At 63.0% G+C, this 19,215-nt stretch carries 19 protein-coding genes; 7 read left to right on the top strand and 12 right to left on the bottom strand.

Annotated features, from left to right (window positions below; genetic code table 11):
- Positions 1-10: 10 nt before the first annotated feature.
- The 6 genes from AC0L2Y_RS02475 to AC0L2Y_RS02450 form a co-directional block, all read right to left on the bottom strand.
- Positions 11-730, bottom strand: coding sequence for a FadR/GntR family transcriptional regulator (locus AC0L2Y_RS02475; RefSeq protein WP_473553544.1), 720 nt, complete (start codon positions 728-730; stop codon positions 11-13).
- Positions 731-923: 193 nt separating this feature from the next.
- Entirely contained in the window at positions 924-1,829 is a 906-nt protein-coding gene (locus tag AC0L2Y_RS02470) for a DMT family transporter (RefSeq protein ID WP_473553542.1), read from the bottom strand.
- An 88-nt stretch (positions 1,830-1,917) separates the two neighbouring features.
- Positions 1,918-4,518 carry a TRAP transporter permease gene (locus tag AC0L2Y_RS02465; RefSeq protein WP_473553540.1) on the bottom strand — a complete coding sequence of 867 codons (2,601 nt, stop codon included), beginning with the start codon at positions 4,516-4,518 and terminating at the stop codon, positions 1,918-1,920.
- Positions 4,519-4,574: 56 nt separating this feature from the next.
- The gene (locus AC0L2Y_RS02460) at positions 4,575-5,528 is read right to left on the bottom strand and encodes a TAXI family TRAP transporter solute-binding subunit (protein ID WP_023674270.1); all 954 of its coding nucleotides are present in this window, start codon (positions 5,526-5,528) and stop codon (positions 4,575-4,577) included.
- Between the two features lie 94 nt (positions 5,529-5,622).
- Complete coding sequence (locus tag AC0L2Y_RS02455) at positions 5,623-6,954, bottom strand: aspartate aminotransferase family protein (protein ID WP_473553538.1); 1,332 nt, start codon at positions 6,952-6,954, stop codon at positions 5,623-5,625.
- A complete protein-coding gene (locus tag AC0L2Y_RS02450) occupies positions 6,951-7,856 on the bottom strand; it encodes a MurR/RpiR family transcriptional regulator (RefSeq protein WP_352489724.1) in 906 nt (301 codons plus the stop codon). The genes AC0L2Y_RS02455 and AC0L2Y_RS02450 overlap by 4 nt, the downstream gene beginning before the upstream one ends.
- Before the next feature lie 96 nt (positions 7,857-7,952).
- Between AC0L2Y_RS02450 and AC0L2Y_RS02445 the strand changes: the two genes are divergently transcribed.
- A complete protein-coding gene (locus tag AC0L2Y_RS02445) occupies positions 7,953-8,801 on the top strand; it encodes a beta-keto acid cleavage family enzyme (RefSeq protein ID WP_352489723.1) in 849 nt (282 codons plus the stop codon).
- 167 nt (positions 8,802-8,968) lie between these two features.
- Positions 8,969-9,361, top strand: coding sequence for a GFA family protein (locus tag AC0L2Y_RS02440; protein ID WP_352489722.1), 393 nt, complete (start codon positions 8,969-8,971; stop codon positions 9,359-9,361).
- A 19-nt stretch (positions 9,362-9,380) separates the two neighbouring features.
- Here AC0L2Y_RS02440 and AC0L2Y_RS02435 read toward each other — a convergent pair whose 3' ends face one another.
- Positions 9,381-9,746: a VOC family protein gene (locus tag AC0L2Y_RS02435; RefSeq protein WP_352489762.1), complete on the bottom strand. Its 366-nt coding sequence runs from the start codon at positions 9,744-9,746 to the stop codon at positions 9,381-9,383.
- 201 nt (positions 9,747-9,947) lie between these two features.
- Between AC0L2Y_RS02435 and AC0L2Y_RS02430 the strand changes: the two genes are divergently transcribed.
- Positions 9,948-10,799, top strand: coding sequence for a helix-turn-helix domain-containing protein (locus AC0L2Y_RS02430; protein ID WP_473553692.1), 852 nt, complete (start codon positions 9,948-9,950; stop codon positions 10,797-10,799).
- A 108-nt stretch (positions 10,800-10,907) separates the two neighbouring features.
- Entirely contained in the window at positions 10,908-11,339 is a 432-nt protein-coding gene (locus AC0L2Y_RS02425) for a VOC family protein (RefSeq protein ID WP_473553536.1), read from the top strand.
- A 132-nt stretch (positions 11,340-11,471) separates the two neighbouring features.
- Here the strand turns inward: AC0L2Y_RS02425 and AC0L2Y_RS02420 are convergent, their stop codons facing one another.
- Genes AC0L2Y_RS02420 through ehuB form a run of 5 tightly spaced genes read right to left on the bottom strand, consistent with a single transcriptional unit; the run spans position 11,472 to position 15,281 of the window.
- A complete protein-coding gene (locus AC0L2Y_RS02420) occupies positions 11,472-12,200 on the bottom strand; it encodes a GntR family transcriptional regulator (protein WP_473553534.1) in 729 nt (242 codons plus the stop codon).
- Entirely contained in the window at positions 12,197-12,976 is a 780-nt protein-coding gene (gene ehuA / locus AC0L2Y_RS02415) for an ectoine/hydroxyectoine ABC transporter ATP-binding protein EhuA (protein ID WP_473553532.1), read from the bottom strand. The genes AC0L2Y_RS02420 and ehuA overlap by 4 nt, the downstream gene beginning before the upstream one ends.
- A complete protein-coding gene (gene ehuD / locus AC0L2Y_RS02410) occupies positions 12,973-13,632 on the bottom strand; it encodes an ectoine/hydroxyectoine ABC transporter permease subunit EhuD (RefSeq protein ID WP_352489717.1) in 660 nt (219 codons plus the stop codon). Before ehuD ends, ehuA begins: the two co-directional genes overlap by 4 nt.
- Positions 13,629-14,357 (bottom strand): ectoine/hydroxyectoine ABC transporter permease subunit EhuC, encoded by a 729-nt coding sequence (gene ehuC / locus AC0L2Y_RS02405; protein WP_352489716.1) that lies wholly within the window; start codon positions 14,355-14,357, stop codon positions 13,629-13,631. The genes ehuD and ehuC overlap by 4 nt, the downstream gene beginning before the upstream one ends.
- A 54-nt stretch (positions 14,358-14,411) precedes the next feature.
- Positions 14,412-15,281, bottom strand: coding sequence for an ectoine/hydroxyectoine ABC transporter substrate-binding protein EhuB (gene ehuB / locus AC0L2Y_RS02400; protein ID WP_473553530.1), 870 nt, complete (start codon positions 15,279-15,281; stop codon positions 14,412-14,414).
- Positions 15,282-15,522: 241 nt separating this feature from the next.
- On the opposite strand from ehuB, the gene AC0L2Y_RS02395 reads away from it, so the two are divergent.
- The 3 genes from AC0L2Y_RS02395 (at position 15,523) to AC0L2Y_RS02385 (ending at position 19,202) form a co-directional block, all read left to right on the top strand.
- On the top strand, positions 15,523-16,713 hold the full coding sequence (locus tag AC0L2Y_RS02395) for a M24 family metallopeptidase (protein WP_473553528.1): 1,191 nt from the start codon (positions 15,523-15,525) through the stop codon (positions 16,711-16,713).
- 73 nt (positions 16,714-16,786) lie between these two features.
- Complete coding sequence (locus AC0L2Y_RS02390) at positions 16,787-17,935, top strand: M24 family metallopeptidase (protein WP_473553527.1); 1,149 nt, start codon at positions 16,787-16,789, stop codon at positions 17,933-17,935.
- A gap of 10 nt (positions 17,936-17,945) precedes the next feature.
- A complete protein-coding gene (locus tag AC0L2Y_RS02385; protein WP_473553525.1) occupies positions 17,946-19,202 on the top strand; it encodes a sarcosine oxidase subunit beta family protein in 1,257 nt (418 codons plus the stop codon).
- Positions 19,203-19,215 lie beyond the last annotated feature (13 nt).

The following is a 19,215-nucleotide window of genomic DNA, read 5'->3' as shown; positions in this document are numbered from 1 at the left end:
CGGCCAACTGCTATTCCGCAACCTCCCTGGCTGCGGCTCTCTCATCGAAATTGCGTGAGAATCTGATTTGCGATTGGCGCAGGTGCTGCTGCATGGCGGCCTTGGCCCGCTCGGGGTCGCGCGCGGCAATTGCATCGCGCACGGCACGATGTTCCTTTGCCGCGACCTGCCAGGAATCGCTGGTCTCGAAATAGATCGACAGGCGTTCGAAGTACGGATTCATGCGCTGGTCGAAAAGCTCGCCGATGAAGCGCACCAGCACCGCATTCTCGAGAATGCCGGCGACAGCGGTATGGAATTCCCGGTCGAGCGCAATGGTCATCTTGTTGGGGTGACGCATGGCCTCCATCCGGCGCAGCACGTCGTCGAGCCGTTCGATATCTGCAGGCCGCACGTGAAGGGCCGCTTCGGCGGCGATCGCGCCTTCGACGAATTCGCGCGCGCGCAACAGCTCGAACGGGCCTTCCTCGACTTCGGGTTCGGAGGCGGCGGCGCTCGGCGGATCGGTGACGTAGATACCCGAACCGACGCGGATGCGTATGCGGCCTTCGACCTCCAGCGCTATCAGCGCTTCACGGACCGTCGGGCGGGAAATTCCGAGCTGGTCGGCCAGATCCCGCTCGGTCGGCAGACGGTCGCCGACGGAAAACTCGCCGGCATCGATCAGCTGCCTGAGCTGATCGGCGACCTGTCGGTAAAGCCGGCGTGGTTCAACGGCCTGGATCGGCATGGGCGTTTGCTTCCTCCCGGGCCATCCCCTGGTACATTGGTCTGACCCATTGACCGCAGCCTAAACGGACGACCAAGAGAGTCAAGCTGGATAAAAAGGCAGAAGAGGCGCCTGCCCCATCCATCCAGTACACCTATGTCTCGGACCACTCACCGGGGCGCGCCGCGGAAGGCGGCGCATTGCGAAACATGCGTCAGCGCCGTCCGCCGCGAATGACCAGGACGTTTCCGGCGGCGACGAGGACGAGCCCGATGATCGCGTAAGCGGTCCAGGCATAGCCTTCCAGCGCCGTGGAGATCAAAAGCGCAAAGACGGGAAATATGACGGTCGCATAGCCGGCGCGGGCGCCGCCGATGCGTCCGAGCAGCGCCAGGTAGGCGGCGAAAGCCATGACGGTCGATATGACGGCGAGGAAGACCAGCGAGCCGATATAAGAGGCGGTCGTCGCGAACACGAACGGCTCACCGAGCAGGAAGGCCAGGAACGCCGACCACAGAGTGCCATAAAGCATGCCCCAGGCGCTGGTTGAAACGAGCGGCAGGCCGCGGCGCTGGTTTGCGACGGAGACAAGATTGCCGGCACAGAAGCTCAACGTGCCGCAGAGGCACAGAAGAAGGCCCACCAACGTGCCGCCGGAAAGCCCGTTCGCGGCGATTTCGGGAAAGAACATCAGCGCTATTCCGGCGAAGCCGATGATGCCGCCGGCGAGAACGCGCGGCGCCGGGCGCTCGCCGATGACCAAGGCACCGAGCAGCATGTTGATGACCGAGGCGAGCGAGAAGACGACCGAGAGCAAGCCGCTGACGAGATAGCCGGCGCCGTAATAGAAAAACAGGAAGTTCGACGAGAAGATGAGGATGCCGAGCACAGCAAAGCGCAAATGATCGGGAATCGGAAAGCGGAGCCGCCGACCGGAAAAACCCGCCCAGGCAAACATCAGCAGCGTGGCGATGGCGAAGCGCCAGACCAGATTGACCTCGTTCGACACGCCGCTGCCGACCTGAAGTTCGATCGCGAACCACGATGCGCTCCAGGCAATGACCGTCAGCGCGTAGAGCCCGTAGTCGACGGGTTCGAAGGGGCGGTCGCGCGTCGTCATGCGCATTTCCGCGTTAGCCGGTTCCGCGGCGCCGTTTGGTTCTCTTGTTACCGACATGTTGGCCAAGACTCTTCCGCTCATAAGACACTTATAGACCCACTGTCCGCCTTCGCCGCTTCTGAACCCAGAAGATGAGACCGAGCAACAGCAGGGCTGGAACCGCGAACCAATAGCGTGACGGCCGTTCCGCAGGGACTAGCACCTGGTTGATTTCGTCGCCGGGCTGCAGGCCGAATTTGGCCGCCTGGCTGCCCAGTCGCACGACGCCGATCGTCACGCTGTCGCCAAGCGCACTGACGTCCAGGCCCGCGGCCCTCAGGCGTTCGGCCGATGAATTTCCGGGCCCGAGCTGTAGCCGCACCAGCTTCGATATCTCATCGCCGTTGAGGTTCAGTGTCGTCAGGCGCAAGCGAACCGCGCCTCCCTCGGCCGTCTCGTCGACGATGCGGCTGAGTTCGGAGGCCGGCACTGCCCGATAGGGTTCGCTCACCTGATCGAGCAACAATCCCGGCCTGAACAAGATGAAACAGGCCAGTAGCAACGCAATCGTCTCGTACCAGCGGTTGCGCACGAGCATCCAATTCTGCGTCGCTGCTACAAACGAGACCATGGCCAGCGTCGATGTCGCCACCATCGCGACGAAGTCGAACGGACCTTCGAGATCGATCATCAGCAGTCCGGTGTTGAAGATGAAGATGAACGGCAAGAGGCCGGTACGGATCTCGTATTTGAAACCCTGAATGCCGGTCTTCACCGGATCGGCGCCGGAAATTGCCGCAGCAGCATAAGCCGCCAGCCCCACTGGCGGCGTCACGTCCGCCATCAGCCCGAAATAGAAAACGAACATGTGGACGGCGACCAGCGGCACGGCAAGATCGTTCTGCGCCGCCAAATCGACAATGACCGGCGCCATCAAGGTGGCTACGACGACATAGCTTGCAGTGGTCGGCATGCCCATGCCGAGAATGATGCAGATCACAGCGGTGAACAAAAGCATGACGATGAAGCTGCCGCCCGAGATGAATTCGACCAGCTCGGTCATCACCAGCCCGATGCCGGTGAGCAGAACCGTGCCGACGATGATGCCGGCCGTCGCAGTGGCAATGCCGACCGTCGTCATGTTGCGTGCGGCGGCGGACAGGCCACCGACCAGATCGTCGAAACCGTGAAGCCAATGCCGTGCCAGCGCGCGGTCCTTGCGGAAAAAGGCGGTGAGCGGCCGCTGTGTCACGATCAGCGCCATCAGGGCGACAGCGCCCCAGAATGCCGACAGGCCGGGCGACAACTCCTCCACCATCAGGCACCAGATCAGCAGGATCACCGGCAGCAGAAAATGCAGGCCGGTGCGCGCCGTCTCGCCGAAGTGCGGAATCCTGACGATCTCGCCCTCCAGATCCTCCAGCGGCAGGTCGGGATAGCGCGCCCGGTAGGCGACAAGGCCGATGTAAACGGCGATCAGCGCGGCAGTGATCATCCAGGTCGCGGCCGCGCCGAAAACGATCTTCGTCCAGCCAATGCCGTAATAGACAAGCCCTGCGAGGACGATGAAGCCGCATATGCCCATCAGCCCGCGCAGCGCACCCTGAAATGCGGAGTGCGTGCTGCGTGACGGCAGGCCCTTCATCCCCGTTTTCATCGCCTCGATATCGACGATATAGAACAACGAGCCGTAGGTCAGCAGCGCTGGGTAGAAGGCGTGCTTCACCACCTCGGCATAGGAGATGCCGACATATTCCGCGATCAGGAACGCGGCCGCGCCCATCACCGGAGGCATCAGCTGACCATTGACGCCGGCCGCGCATTCGATGGCGCCCGCCTTCACCGCAGAATATCCGACCCGGCGCATCAACGGGATGGTGAAGGTTCCGGTGGTCACGACATTGGCGATCGACGACCCGGAAATCATGCCGGTCAGGCCGGAAGCCACGACACCGGCCTTGGCCGGACCGCCGCGGTATTTGCCAAGCAGCGAGAAGGCAAGCTGGATGAAAAAGCCGCCGGCGCCGGCGCGCTCCAGCAATGTTCCGAACAGAACGAACATGAAGACGACGTTGGTGGACACACCGAGGGCAACACCGAAGACCCCCTCTGACGTCAGCCACATCTGCGAGGCTGCGCGCGACAGCGTCGCGCCCTTGTGGCCGAGCAGGCCAGGTAGGTGAGGCCCGGCGAAGATATAGATCAGCATGATCGCCGCGATGACGGTGATGGCAGGCCCGACGGCGCGACGCGCGGCCTCGAGCAGGATGAGGACGCCGGCGATCGAGACGACAAGGTCAGCCGTAGTAGGAAGACCCGGCCGATGGGCGATATCGCTGTAAAAGACCAACAGATAGAGGGCGGACGCCGCCCCGGCGATGCCTAGCACCCAGTCGGGCAGCGGCACGCGGCTGCGCGACGAGGTCTTGAAGGCCGGAAACGTCAGCATCGCCAGAAACAGGGCGAAGGCCAGATGGATGGAGCGGGCGATGCCGTCGCTGACGACGCCGAAATTGAGCATGAACGGAAGGGGCGAGGCATACCAGAGCTGGAACAGCGACCATGCCAGCGATACGCCGAGGATCAGTTTCGCAGTGCGGCCGGTCGGCTTGCGCCCACCGGTGTCGGCCTCGGCGACGATCTCGCTGAGCTTGTCGATGTCGATAACGGGTTGGTCAGGCGCTGCCGCCCGCTGGCTTTGATCTGTCATCGTTCCCCACAATTATTTGCGATGCGAGGCGCCCTTGACGCCTCGCATTGAAGGCCTCAGAGCCAACCCTTCTCCTTGTAATAGCGCTCCGCGCCCGGATGCATTGGCGCCGACAGACCGGTCTTGATCATCTCCTTGGGATCGAGATTGGCGAAAGCCGGATGCAGTTTCTTGAAGTCGTCGAAATTTTCGAAGACCGACTTCACCAGTTCGTAGACCACCTCATCGGGCGTGCTGGCATTCGTCACCACTGTCGCGCGGACGCCGAATGTCGTCACGTCGTCCGGATTATTGGCGTACATGCCGCCCTTGATGGTGGCGACCGAATAGTACGGATGAGCTGCCAACAGCGCATCCACTGCCGGACCGGTCAGCGGGATGAGTTTGGCGCCACAGGCCGTGGTCGGATCCTGGATCGCGGCGGAAGGATGACCGACGCCGTAGAAGAACCCGTCGATCTTGTTGTCGCACAGCGCGCTGCCCTGCTCGTCCGCCTTCAGCTCCGCGGCAAGCGAGAAATCGCCGAGCGTCCAGCCCATCTGCTTGAGCAACTCCTCCATGGACGAGCGGGTGCCTGACCCGGGATTGCCGACGTTGAAGCGTTTGCCTTTGAAATCTTCGAATTTGGTGACGCCGGCATCCGGCCGCGCCAGCACGGTAAACGGCTCGGGATGGACGGAGAACACGGCCCGCAGATCCTTGAACGGCTTGCCGTCGAAATTTCCGGTCCCCTCATAGGCCTGGTACTGGACGTCCGATTGGGTCAAGCCGAAATCGAGATCGCCGGTCTGGATGGAGTTGACATTGAAGACTGAACCGCCGGTCGACTCCGTCGAGCATCGGATGCCGGTTTTCTGCCGGTCCTTGTTCATCAGTCGGCAAATGGCGCCGCCGACGGCGTAGTAGACGCCGGTGACCCCGCCGGTGCCGACCGTGACGAAGCGCTGCTCGGCTCCGACGGATGGCAGCGCCAGCAGCATGCAGGCTGCCGCGCCGATCAGGGTTTTCATCGAACTGTACATGGTTGCTACCTCTCTGGTGGGTGTCCCGGCCCGTCGCCGATGACGCGTTGGAACTGGTTTGAGGCGGTCCGCGTCGTGCGGGTCAGGCCGCTGAAGCAATCGCAGCGTCGATTGCCTCACCGAGCCGTTCGACGATCCGATCGATATCCTGTTTGGAAATGATGAAAGGCGGCGCCACAAGCACGTGAACGCCGCGCACACCGTCAATCGTCCCGGCCATCGGATAAATCATCAGGCCGCGGGCCATTGCTTCGCGCTTGATGCGGGCGTTGAGTTCAAGCCTGTGGTCGAACGGTTCCTTGCTGGCGCGATCAACCACCAGCTCGATTCCCCTGAACAGGCCCCGCCCGCGAATGTCGCCGACGTGATGGTGGTTATCGAAGCGTTGGTGCAGGCGTTCGTCCAGCTGCGCGCCCATTGCGCTGACGTTGTCGAGCAGACGGTCACGCCGGATGACCTCCTGCACGGCAAGGCCGGCCGCCGCTGCCATTGGATGCCCCATATAGGTATGTCCATGCTGGAAGAAGCCCGAGCCTTGGGCAAAGGCGTCGAAGACATGCCGGCCGAGCAGCACCGCGCCAATCGGCTGGTAGCCGCCGCCGAGCCCCTTGGCGATTGTCAGCAGGTCGGGAGCGATGCCGTCCTGCTCGCACGCATGCAGCGTGCCGGTACGGCCCATGCCGCACATCACTTCGTCGAGGATGAGCAGCACGCCGTAGCGGTCACAGATCGCGCGAATGTGCTTGAAATAATCGGCGACCGACGGCACGGCGCCGAGCGTCGCACCCACCACCGGCTCGGCGACAAAGGCGATGACCTCGTCCGGGCCGAGTTCGAGGATCTTGTCTTCGAGCTGCTGGGCGGCGCGCGCCGCATAGGCTTCGTCGCTTTCGCCATGCTTTTGATAGCGATAGGCGTAACAGGGGTCGATATGGTGGGTCTCGATCAGCAACGGCCTGAACTGGGCGCGCCGCCATTCATTGCCGCCGGAGGCGAGAGCGCCGAGCGTATTGCCGTGATAGCTCTGCCGGCGTGCGATGAGATGGCGCCGTTGCGGCTCGCCTTTCTCGACAAAATATTGCCTGGCCATCTTGAGCGCGGCCTCGACCGCCTCCGAGCCGCCGCTGACCAGATAGACGTGGTCCAACCCTTTCGGCGCGTCCTCGACCAGCCGATCCGCCAGGCGCTCCGCCACCTCGGTGGTGAAGAAGCTGGTGTGGGCGTAGGCGATGCGGTCAAGCTGGGTGTGCAGTGCAGCGATCACGTCGGGATGGCCGTGGCCGAGACAGGACACGGCGGCTCCGCCCGAAGCGTCGATATAGGACTTGCCCTCGGCATCGAACAGTTCGATGCCTTGGCCGCGAACGGCGACCGGCAGCGTCGAGTGGATGGTTCGATGAAGAATGTGTGTCATCGACGGTCCCTCATGGGCATTTTCTTCGACGGACGTTGGTTCAGATGGGTCTTGAGGGCGGCGCCCTGCTCATCGAAACGTCGCAGCGACTGAACAGCGCCCTCGCCTGCCTGCCCTGCGACAAGAGCACCGAGGACCTCCGCAACGATGAAAGCTGGCGTCATGGTGTGGAAAAAGGACGGGCTGCCCGTCGGCACGATGACCAGGTGATCGGCAAGCAGCGCCAAGGGCGCCACCCCGCTGTCGGTGATCGCAATGACCGGTACGCCGCGGCCGGCAGCGTACTCGACAAGCTCGATGGTGAAGCGCGTGTAGGGCAGGACGCTGGCGGCGATCAGCACGTCGTCCTTGGTCGCGTGGGCGAGAGCGTCGCCGTCGGTTCCGCCGATGCCGTGCAGCAGCACCGACTTCTCGCCGATCAGCGACAGGATGTAATGCAGATGCCAGGCGACTGCGTGGCTCGAGCGCAGGCCGAGGCAATAGACGCGCCTTGCCGCACTCAGCGCCCTGGCCGTCTCGACCAGACGGTCGATCGATCTGCCTTCGGCGAGATGGGCAAGCTGGCTGGAAATCGAATCCAGAATATCGGCCGCCAGCGCGTGGTCGCCCTTGAGCTTTTGGCTGGCCACCTGAAGACCCGCCTTGCCGGCGAAACCGATTTCGCCGTCCCGGATCGCGGCGGCGTAGATATCGCGTACCGCCTCGTAGCCATCAAGGCCGAGATGCTGGGCCAGCCGCGTCATCGTCGCCGGCTGCACTCCTGCGTGCCGGGCCTGCTCACGCATCGACAACAGCGCGACATCATACGGCTTATCAAGGACATAGCGCGCGGCGGACCGAAGCTGCGCCGACATGCCGTCGAAGGCAATGACGATCTGTCCAGCAAGCTCTCCCTGGTCCATGGATATTGCTAGCTCGCCAGACCAGCGATTGCAACGTCTGTTTCAGTGTGGTCAAAGATTGATTCATATGAATCTTGTCACTCACAGAACGTCCCCATGAAGCCGGCCCATGCTCTCGACCGCATCGCCATAACCGTCGCGCCGAACGGGGGACGTCGCAGCAAGGCCGACCATCCGGCGATTCCGCTGACACCAGCCGAACTTGCAAGGACGGCCGCGGAATGCGCCGATGCCGGTGCGGCTATGATCCACGTCCATGTCCGCGACAGAAGCGGCAATCATCTGCTCGACGCCGACGCCTACCGCCAGGCGATCGCCGCCATCCGCGGTGCTGCCGGCGACCGCTTGGTAATCCAGATCACCTCCGAAGCGCTCGGCATCTATTCGCCGGCCCAACAGATGGCCGTCGTACAAGATGTGAAGCCGCAAGCTGTCTCGCTGGCGCTTCGCGAAATCGTTCCTGATGCCGGATCGGAACTCGCCTTCGCGCGCTTCATGGCCTGGCTGCACACCGAGGGGGTTGCGCCGCAGATCATCCTCTATTCGCCCGAGGAGGCCGTCAGGCTTGCGGACATAAAGCAGCGCGGACTGATCCCCTGGGCAAGCATACCGGTTCTCTACGTGCTGGGCCGCTACACGCCGGGACAGACGTCCGTTCCTGCCGATCTCCTGCCATTCCTCGCGGCGAACATACCGCACTTCGACCATTGGAGCGTCTGCGCCTTCGGCCGCTACGAAGCGGCGTGCGTGACCGCCGCCGCATTGCTTGGCGGCCATGTCCGGGTCGGCTTCGAAAACAATCTTTTCCTTCCGAACGGCAGCATAGCCTCGTCCAACGCCGAACCGGTAGCGACGGTCGCACGCATACTCGCCGACTGCGGCGTCAAGATCGCCTCGGCCGCCGAGTTGGCCGCTCAATGGAACGCGCCGTTTCGTTCCATATGACAAACCAAAGCCTATTTTCGGCGGCAAGCTCGCATAAGGCATAGAGAGGCGGCTGCAATGTCATCGCCACGGAAGAACGACGCGTCCCCGCCCGCGGCGCGGCGATTGCAACAACAGTGCCGGTCGTTGTAACCATTCCGGCCGCTTGATTTTGGAGGAGACGCAGCATGGACCGATTCACCGGCGGTTGCCTGTGCGGCAACGTCCGAATTGTCGCGTCGGGGCGCCCATACCGGGTCGGCCTTTGTCACTGTCTCGACTGCCGCAAGCATCATGGCGCCCTTTTTCACGCTTCCGCGATATTTCCTGAGGATGCGGTGACGATCGACGGCGAAACACGCGACTACGCCGGTCGGTTTTTCTGTCCCCGCTGCGGCTCCTCCATTTTCGCACGCACCGCAGACGAAATCGAAGTGAACCTGGGGTCCCTGGATGCGCCTGACCAACTGATGCCAACCTACGAAAGCTGGATCATCCGTCGCGAGTCCTGGTTGCCGCCGTTTCCGTTCAAGAGACGATACGAGCGCGATCGTGACGCCACGGGTCGCTTCGAGGAGTAGGCCGGACGAACGGTGCGGCTCATTCCTTGCTGCCGTCCTCGGTGTAAACCGCAAGCTCGTAACCATCCGGGTCAGCGAAATGGAAGCGCCGGCCGCCGGGGAAGCCATAGATCGGCCTGACGATCTTGCCTCCCGCCTGTTCGACACGCTTGACCGTTCCCGGCAAATCATCGGCATAGAGAATGACGAGCGGGCCTCCTCCGGACCTCGCTGGGCCAGCAGCAAAGCCACCGGACAAGCGCCCGTCGTTGAACTCGCAATATTGCGGGCCGTAGTCGGTGAAGGTCCAGCCGAACGCCTTTCCGTAGAAGTCGCGTGACCGCTGAATGTCTTTCACATTGAATTCGACGTAGTCGATCCGTTGGTCGTTGTTGTTGCTCATGATGCATACCTCTCATGTGATGTACGACGCGGAAAGATAAGCACGCCTCTCCCTTGCCGGATTGAACAAAACGGCCATCGACATATGAGCCGCACACGGCGCTGCCGATGGCGATGCAAGTGGCATCACCCGCCCTCTTCGTTCCCGGCCGGAAGAAAACGACCGATTCTTGCAACCGTTCTCGATTGGAAGACGTTGTCGGTCGTGCAGATTGTTGCCTCGAGCGACGGCCGGGCGCAGCCGCTGCGCCGTAGGTTCACCGCCGCTAATCCGAAGGGGAGCGAGATGAGCGATCCCGTCCCAGCGCAGGCAACGGGTTCATTTCAGCAACGTCCAGCGTCGGCGCGGCTTCGCGGGAGCTTTGCTTCGGTGTGGGTGCATCGGATGGACCCGGCGGGCTCACCGCCAATCGTCGTCATGCCCGACGCAACGATCGATCTGCAATGGATCGGAGGCAGCTTCCGAATTGCCGGCCCCGACAAGGAGCCGCAGACCGAGGTTCTTGCAGCAGACGAGGTCGTGATCGGCTTGCGCTTCCATCCTGCCGCGGCGACGGCATGGCTCGGTGTGCCGCAAGTCGAGCTGGTCGGCAAGAGGCTGTCGCTCGACGATTTGTGGGGGGCGCGAGCTCGCCGCCTCGCCAGCCGCGTGCGCGCCAGCGATAATCTCGAGGATCTGGCCTGCTCGCTCCAACAGGTCGTCGCCGAGGAGGTGGCCTCCCGCGCGCCAGACGTTCCCATGCAGGCGGCATATCGCTTGATCGAGCGCGGGCCGCCACCCGACGCGCCGCTCGTCCCTTGGTTGATGCGCGCGCTCGAGATGAGCGAAAGGACGTTGCGTCGGCGCTTCGACGAGAGCTTCGGCTATGGCCCCAAGACGCTTGACCGTATCCTCCGTTACCAGCGCTTTCTGCGGCTTTCGAGCCACCCCAACAGCTCCGCCGCCATGCTGGCAGCCGAGGCGGGCTATTCCGATCAGGCGCATCTTGTCCGCGAGAGCCGCCGCCTGACAGGAAGCACCCCGCGACAGATTCATCACCTGCTGCACAACGAGTGAGACCTCAGCGCGTCCTTCGACTTGGCGGCACGCCTTTGGCCGTTTTGTTCAAGTCCTCACTGTCGCCCGACCTTATCCTGGTGTCTCCGACAACCAGAGGAGACTGCCATGAAACCGCGCATTTCGGTTTTGACTATCGGCGTCGCCGACCTCGAGAGTTCTCTTGCGTTCTACCGCGACGGTCTCGGCTTACCGACGGAAGGGATCATCGGCCGCGAGTTCGAGCATGGCGCCGTCGCGTTCTTCAGGCTGTCCGGCGGGTTGAAGCTCGCGATCTGGGCTCAGGACGACCTCGCCTACGACACCGGCCTGCCCGAGGCGCCGATTACCTCGACCTCGTTCACAATCGGCCACAACGTCGTGCGCCGCGAAGAAGTCGATCAAGTGATGGATGAGGCCGCCCGCGCCGGAGCCGAGATCATCAGGCCTGCCCGGGACACGTTCTTTGGCGGATATGCCGGATACTTCCGCGACCCGAACGGACATCTGTGGGAGGTCGTCTGGAACCCCGCCAACATACCGAGCGAGGATCCTCTTTAAGCGCGGCACGGGCCTGCAGCATCGAACCGCGTCAGTCATCCCGGTGCTGGCAAATCCTGTCGGTACCGGGCGGGGCTTCGGGCATCGAAGCCAGTTCGGCGGCAGGCGACCAGCACAACCGTGAGGGGCTGACTATGTAGCTCGATCCAGGTTCGCCTCGCCTGCATGACGCATCATGCGGCGAAAGCTCATCGAGATATGCGCCCGCCTTATGTGCCCTATGGACTCCCAGTCGCCGATCTCGGCGGCGGCAAGGACCTCTTCCATTTCGCGGCGGAACGCGGTGAACTCCTCGACAAGGCCCAATTGGGGCATCAGCTTCAGGACGACGCGCGCGACCTGAAAATACAGGCGCTCACTGATCTCGCGCAGCGGCTGGTTGCCGGTCATCGCCGTGAGCTCGTAGAAAAAATCCATGTTGAGGCGCAGGAAAGCGCGCTGGTCGGGATTGAGTATATCGGCATCGCAGCGCGCGATGAGCGCCCGTATCCGGTCGAGGTCGTCCGCCGTGCGCGGGATCGGCGAAAGCTTGCCGACGAGGAGCGCCAACTCCAGGCGCAAGTGATAGACCTGCTGCAATTCCTCGATGTCGACATCGGTGACGATCGTGCCGACACCATGGACGGATTGAACCAGACCCTCGGATTCGAGGCGCGCCAGGACACGGCGAACCGGCGTGCGGCTGATCTGGAATTCCTGGGCAAGCTCTTCCTCGGAGAGATGGCTACCCGGCGCGTAGTCAAGCAGGCAGATGCGGTCGCGCAGTATCCGGTAGATACGCTCGAACCGTTCCCGCGCCGAGAGCGGGCGCGGCGGTGCGGCGGTCGCGGCCAGGGGCGTGGCATCCGTCTCAAGCGTCATCCAGCCTCCAGGACAGCGTGCAGGAACTGCCGCGTCCGCTCGTTCTTGGGGGCGCCGAACAACTCGCTTGGCGGCCCCTGCTCGCAGATCTTGCCGGCATGGAAAAAGCAGACGCGATCGGAGAATTCCCTGGCAAATCCCATCTGGTGGGTGACCATCAGCATGGTGAGGTCATGTTCCCTACCGAGTTTTCGGATGACTTCAAGCACTTCGCCGACGAGTTCGGGGTCGAGTGCCGAGGTCACTTCGTCGAACAGCATGATCTTGGGCCGCATGGCGCAGGCGCGGGCGATGGCGACACGCTGCTGCTGGCCGCCGGAAAGCTGCGATGGATAGTGGTCCTTCTTCTCCGACAAACCGACCATGTCGAGCAGCTCGGCAGCACGCGCCTCGGCATCGGGCCGCTTCATGCCGAGCACGGTTATCGGGGCCTCGATGCAGTTCTGGATCGCCGTCATGTGCGGGAACAGGTTGAACGACTGGAACACCATGCCGATCTTGGCGCGGATCTTGCGGATGTGTGCGAGATCGGCGGGAACAAGCTTGCCGTTCCTCTGCATGTGGGTGAGCGGCTCGCCTTCGACCCAGATGACGCCGTCATTGATCGTCTCCAGCGTCATCAGCATGCGCAGCACCGTGGTCTTGCCGGAGCCGGACGGCCCGATGATGGAGACCTTCTCGCCGCGTGCTATTTCCAGATTGAGCCCGTCGAGAACGGTCAGCGCGCCGTAGCGTTTCGAAACATTGTCGAAGCGGACCATCGGTTGTTCCGTCATCGCATCGTCCTCCGGTTGAGCAGGCCTTCGAGGGAGCGAATGAGCGCGGCAGAAACCAGGCTCATGGCAAGGAAGAACAGGCCGACCAGAGTCATCGGCTCAGTGTAGCGGAAGGTTTCGGAGCCGATGATCTTGGCCGTCTGCATCAGCTCCAGCACGGCGATTGCGGAAAGCAATGGCGTCTCCTTGAACAAGGCAACCAGATAGTTGCCGAGCGCCGGAACGATCGGCGGGATCGCCTGCGGAATGATGATGTCGCGGAACGTCGTCCAGGCTGACAGATTGAGTGCGACCGCGGCTTCCCATTGGCCACGATGGATGTTGTCGAAACCGGCGCGATAGACCTCGGAACAATAGGCAGCGTAGTGGATGCCGATGGCAAGCACCCCGGCGGTGAAGGCGTCGAGCACGACACCGAATTTCGGAAAGACGAAATAAAGAAAGAATATCTGGATCAGCAGCGGGGTCGACCGGATCAGTTCGACCAGCACCGAAATCGTCCAGCCGGTCCACGGCACGGCGATGCGGACGACCGCCAGCACCAGGCCAAGCGAGGCGGCAAGCGCAAACCCGATCAGCGTCGCCTCGATGGAAACGATGGCAGCGCGGGCGAGCACCGGCAGGATTTCAAAAGCAAATGCCCAGTCCCAGATCATGCTGCCTTCCCCCGCGCCAATCCGAGCGAAGCCCGCCTTTCGAGAAGCCGCATGCCGATGGTCACGACCAGCGACATTGCCAGGTACATCAAAAGCACGAGGGTGAAGATCGGAATGGTCTTGAAAGTGTTTTGGTTCATTTGCTGGGCCTTGAAGGCGAGATCCGAAAGCGTGATCAGCGAGACCAGCGCTGTCGATTTCAGAAGCTCGATGAACAGATTGCCCCAGGGCGGGATCATCGCGACAAAGGCCTGCGGCAGGATGATCCGGCGCAACATCTGCGGGCGGGTCATGTTCAATGCCGTACACGCTTCCCACTGCCCGCGGGCGACGGACAGGATCGCGCCGCGCACGCACTCCGATCCGTAGGCGCCGACATTCAGGCCGAGCGCGAGCACCGCCACAACGAATGCGTTGATCGTGACGCCGAATTGCGGGAGCACGAAAAACAGCCAGAACAATTGCACCAGTGCCGACGTTCCGCGGAAGATCTCGACGTAAACCGTGGCCAGCCATCTGAGCGGCGTCGGGCCATACATCCTTGCAAGTGCTGCAAGTACGCCCATGACAATTGCGAGCAGGCTGCCGAGGACGGCGATCTCGACCGTCAGGACCGCGCCTTGCAGCAGCCCCGGCATGAAAACGCTATAGCTTTCCTGTGTTGCCAACGCGCCGATCACGACGAGCGCGATGACCAACATGGCAATGAGCGTACGGATTCCCATGCGATTCCCCCGGGAAAAAAGGGCGGCGCTTTCGCGCCGCCAGCAGTTGGGAACCTATTTGCCAGCGCAGAGCTCCGCGGTGGTCTTGTTGGGGAGATAATCCTTGCCGAAGCCGAGTGGCTCGACCAGCGCGATGTGCTCTGGCGAACCGATGAACTTCTTCAGCTCGGCGTTGAACGCCTCCAGCAGGTCCGTGTCTTCCTTGCGGAAGCCGAACCCACCATGGCCTTTCACCGATTTGCCGCCGACCTCGCCGAAGGGCTTGGTCGATTCGACGCCGTCGGCTTTCTTGGCCATGTCGGCGATCGAAAGAGCGGTCAGCGCGGCAGCATCGGCGCGGCCCGACTGGACGGCGGCGACCAGGCTTGACTGGTCGGGCAAGGAGACGATCTGCCCACCGGCAACGCCCGCATCCTTGGCGAAGCCGCCTTCGACGGCGCCGGCCATCACGGCAAGCTTGAGATCCGGATTGTCCTTGATGCTGGAAAAATCCTTGATGCCTTTCGGATTGCCTTTAGCCACCAGCATAGCCTCGCCGATGCCGTAGGACGGCTCGGAGTAGTTGATCTCGGCGCAGCGCTTCGGAGTGATGAACATGCCGGCAGCGATGATGTCGAAGCGGCCGGCCTTGAGACCCGGGATGAGCGAGCCGAATTCGGTCAGAACACCGTCGACCTGCGGTATGCTCATCTTGGCGAGCACCGCCTTGGCGACTTCCGGCGCCTCGCCGGTCAGCTTGCCGTCTGGCGTGGCGTAACCGAACGGCGCCTCGTTGGCGAAACCGACGCGGATGTAGCCGTCCTTCTTGGCCCGTTCGAGAGTGGTTTCCGCGTGAGCGGACAGCGAGGTCAATGACGTCGCGGCCAGCGCGATGCAGGCAGCCGCTTTCACGACCATGCGGCGCGATATCGATGATTTGAACATGCTTTTCTCCCATTGGACAACTGTGGATGGTTCCCAGGGCGCGGCCTTCTTCGAGGTCGACGCCTGCTTGATAAGACGTATACAACTGCCCTAGACATTTCGCAAGCAGAGATATAGAAGCCATGAAAATTCGGCGATAATTCGTAGCTAGCCAACAAATTGACGTCGAGTTGTGCACAATTTGGCCTGTTTGCCCATGTTGATCAAAGGGCATGCGGCGTAGCTGGAAGGCAGGATTTCGGTGGCGACTGCGAACGGGTTCGGGACGTTCACGCAAGCGGAGTATGGGCAGCGCCTCGCCGGCGTGAAGACACGCATGCAAAAAGCCGGCTTCGATCTCATCGTCTGTCAGGATCCAGCCAACATGTGCTGGCTGACCGGCTATGACGGATGGTCGTTCTACGTTCCGCAGTGCGTCCTCGTCCATCTGGAGGAGGATCGGCCGATCTGGTTCGGCAGGGCGCAGGACGCCAAGAGTGCACGCCTAACCACCGGCCTGCCCGAGACAAACATCGTGCCGTTCTCGGAACGGCTGGTGCAGCAGCCGGTCGAACACCCCTATGACGAACTCGCCCAACTGATCCGGTCGCGCAGCTGGGGAAAGGCCCGCATCGGCGTCGAGATGGACGCGCATTATTACACTGCGCGCTGCCACGCCCACCTTGTCGAGGGGCTGCCCGACGCGCACTTCGCCAACAACCACGATCTCGTCAACTGGGCGCGGCTGGTCAAATCCGAAGCCGAGCTGGTGCTGATCCGCGAGGCGGGTGCGATCTGCACGCATGCCATGAACCGCGCCATCGAGAAAATGCGGCCCGGTGTGCCTCAGAACCATGTCATTGCGGAAATCTATCACGCACAGATCATGGGCGTGCCTGGAGCGGGCGGCGACTATGCCGCGATCTGTCCGCTGATGCCCGTTGGCGAGGGCACCAGCACGCCGCATCTGACGTGGTCCGACGCGCCGCTGCCGGACAGCGGCCTCGCCATTCTGGAGATCGCCGGCGTGCGGCGCCGCTATCATGCGGCGCTGACCCGGACGGTACACTTCGGCAAGCCGCGGCAAGCCATCCTCGACATGGCCAAGGCGATCGTCGAGGGCGTCGACGCTGGCCTCGAGAAAGCGCGCCCCGGCAACACCGCCGAAGAGGTGGAAGCCGCCTGGCAGGCAGTCCTGCGACGGAACGGGCTGAAGAAGGACAGCCGCGTCGGCTATCCGGTCGGGCTCGCATACCCGCCCGATTGGGGCGAGCGCACCGCAAGCCTTCGTCCCGGCGATACCACCGAGATGCAGCCTGGGATGTGCTTCCATTTCATGGCCGGCGTCTGGCTCGACGATTTCGGCATCGCCATCTCGGAATCGTTCGTCGTCACGGAACGCGGCGGCGAACGCCTCTGCGATGTGGCGCGCGAAGTCATCGTCATCGACTGACATGGCCGCCGGGAAACCGGCTGCCGAAAAGACCAGCCCGCCACCAAGCCGGCAACAAGCACGAGGACGCCCGATGGACCGCAATCCGTTTTCCGAAGCCGAAATCGCCGGCCGCCTGGCAAAGGTCCGTACTGCACTGGTTGAGCGCGAGCTCGACGCAGCGGTGTTTGCCTCGCCGGAGAACGTCTTCTATCTCACCGGGCTTGATCACTGGGGGTATTTTGCCCCTCACCTGCTGATCGTGCCGCTCCGGGGAAAACCTGTTCTGGTCACCCGCTCGATGGAGAAGGTGACAATCGAGAAGCAGGTGAAGGCAGCGGAATTCCGTGGCCACTCCGACAGCGAAACCGCGGCCGACCTTGCCGCGCGGGTGCTTGCAGAGCTCGGCCTGTCCGGCAAGCGGATCGGCCTCGAATACTGGACGGCCGGCCTTAGCCACGGACTTGCCGTGGCACTCCAGATGCAAGCCGATGCAAAGTGGAGCGATGTCTCCGGTCTGATCGACAAGATGCGGCGGGTGAAGAGCGCCGAAGAACAGGCGCTGATGCGGCGTGCCGCAAAGGTGACGGACGCCGCCGCCGGTGCCGCGATCGCCGCGATCTCGGATGGCGCTTCCGAACAGGAGGTCGCCGCCCAATGTGTTGCGGCAATGATCCTCGCCGGCGGTCATGCGCCGGGCTTCGGACCGTTCATCCGCCCGGCCGCGCGCCTGGGTGAAGAGCACACGACCTGGGGCGACGGGATCTACCGCAACGGCGAGCCGGTCTTTGTCGAACTGTCCGGGTGCATCTCGCGCTACCACGCGCCGCTCGGCCGGCTTGTTCGCATCGGCCACATCAGCGACGAAGACGCCGCAATGGCGGAGGTGACCGCCAAGGCGTTCCACGCGGTCGTTGAGGCGCTGCGGCCGGGCGCCAAGGCGCGCGATGTCTACGCCGCCTGGCAGGCCGTCGCCGACGAGGCCGGTCTTTCCCACTATCGCCGCCATCACTGCGGTTATCTCGTCGGCGCCGGCCAGCCGCCGTCATGGACCGGCGGCAATTCGGTGACCGGCTTGAGGCACGATTCCGACCTCGAGATCGAGACCGGGATGAGCTTCCACATCCTGTCGTGGCTGATGGGAACGGGCCGCGGCAATGACTTCGTCTCGAACACGGTGCTGTTGACCGATGCGGGTGCCGAAGTGCTCACCTGTACGCCGGCCCGCCCGATCGTTCGATAGGCCCGCACGCATGGCGCGCTATTCGGCATTTTCGATTTTACGCAACGCGCTGTCCGGCCAGAAGAACTGGCAGCGCGCCTGGCGTGCGGCGGAACCAAAACCGTCCTATGACGTGATCGTCATCGGCGGCGGTGGACACGGCCTCGCCACCGCCTTCTACCTTGCCGAGAACCACGGTATCCGCAACGTCGCGGTGCTCGAAAAGGGTTATGTCGGCGGCGGCAATGTCGGCCGCAACACCACCGTCATCCGCTCCAACTACCTGCTCGACGGCAACACCCAGTTCTACGAATTCTCGATGAAGCTCTGGGAGGGCATGTCGCGGGCGCTGAACTTCAACGTCATGTTTTCCCAGCGCGGCCAGCTCGTCACAGCGCATTCGGCCGATCAGCTCGACAGCTTCAGCCACCGGGCCAATGTCATGCGGCTGAACGGCATCGATGCCGATATCCTCGACCGGGAAGAAGTGCGCAGGCTGGTGCCCTATCTCGATTTTTCCGACACCGCCCGCTTTCCTATCCATGGCGCCATCTTTCAGGGCCGCGCCGGCACGGCGCGTCACGACGCCGTGGCGTGGGGGTATGCGCGCGCCGCCGACGGCCATGGCGTCGACATCATCCAGAACTGCGAGGTGACAGGCTTCGTCCGCGACGGCGACAGCATCGTCGGCGTCGAAACGACGAAAGGCCGGATCGGCGCCGGCAAGATCGGCCTCGCTGTTGCCGGTCATACGTCCGTGCTCGGCGCCAGGGCCGGGCTTGAACTGCCGATCGAAAGCCATGTTCTGCAAGCTTTCGTAACCGAGCCGCTGAAGCCGCTGGTAGATCACGTCGTCGCCTATGGCGCCGACCATTTCTACGTCAGCCAGTCCGACAAGGGGGGGTTGGTCTTCGGCGGCAATCTCGACGGCTACAATTCATACGCCCAGCGCGGCAATCTCGGCGTCGTGCGCGAAGTGGCGGAGGCGGCCATTGCGCTGATGCCGTGCATTTCGCGCGTCCGCCTGCTGCGCCACTGGGGCGGCGTCATGGACATGACCCCCGATGCCAGCCCGATCATCTGCCCGACGCCGATCGACGGCCTCTATCTCAACGGCGGCTGGTGCTATGGCGGCTTCAAGGCGACGCCGGCTTCCGGCTGGTGCTTCGCCCATACGATCGCCACCGGCAAGCCGCATCCCTTGATCGCGGTCTACGGGCTCGATCGTTTCCGCACCGGCCACACGCTCGACGAAGCCGGCGTCGGCCCTTCGGCCTGGCTGCAATAGGAGGCGGAAACAA

Source organism: Mesorhizobium sp. WSM4830 (assembly GCF_055811495.1).
This window is presented reverse-complemented; position numbering and strand designations above follow the sequence as displayed.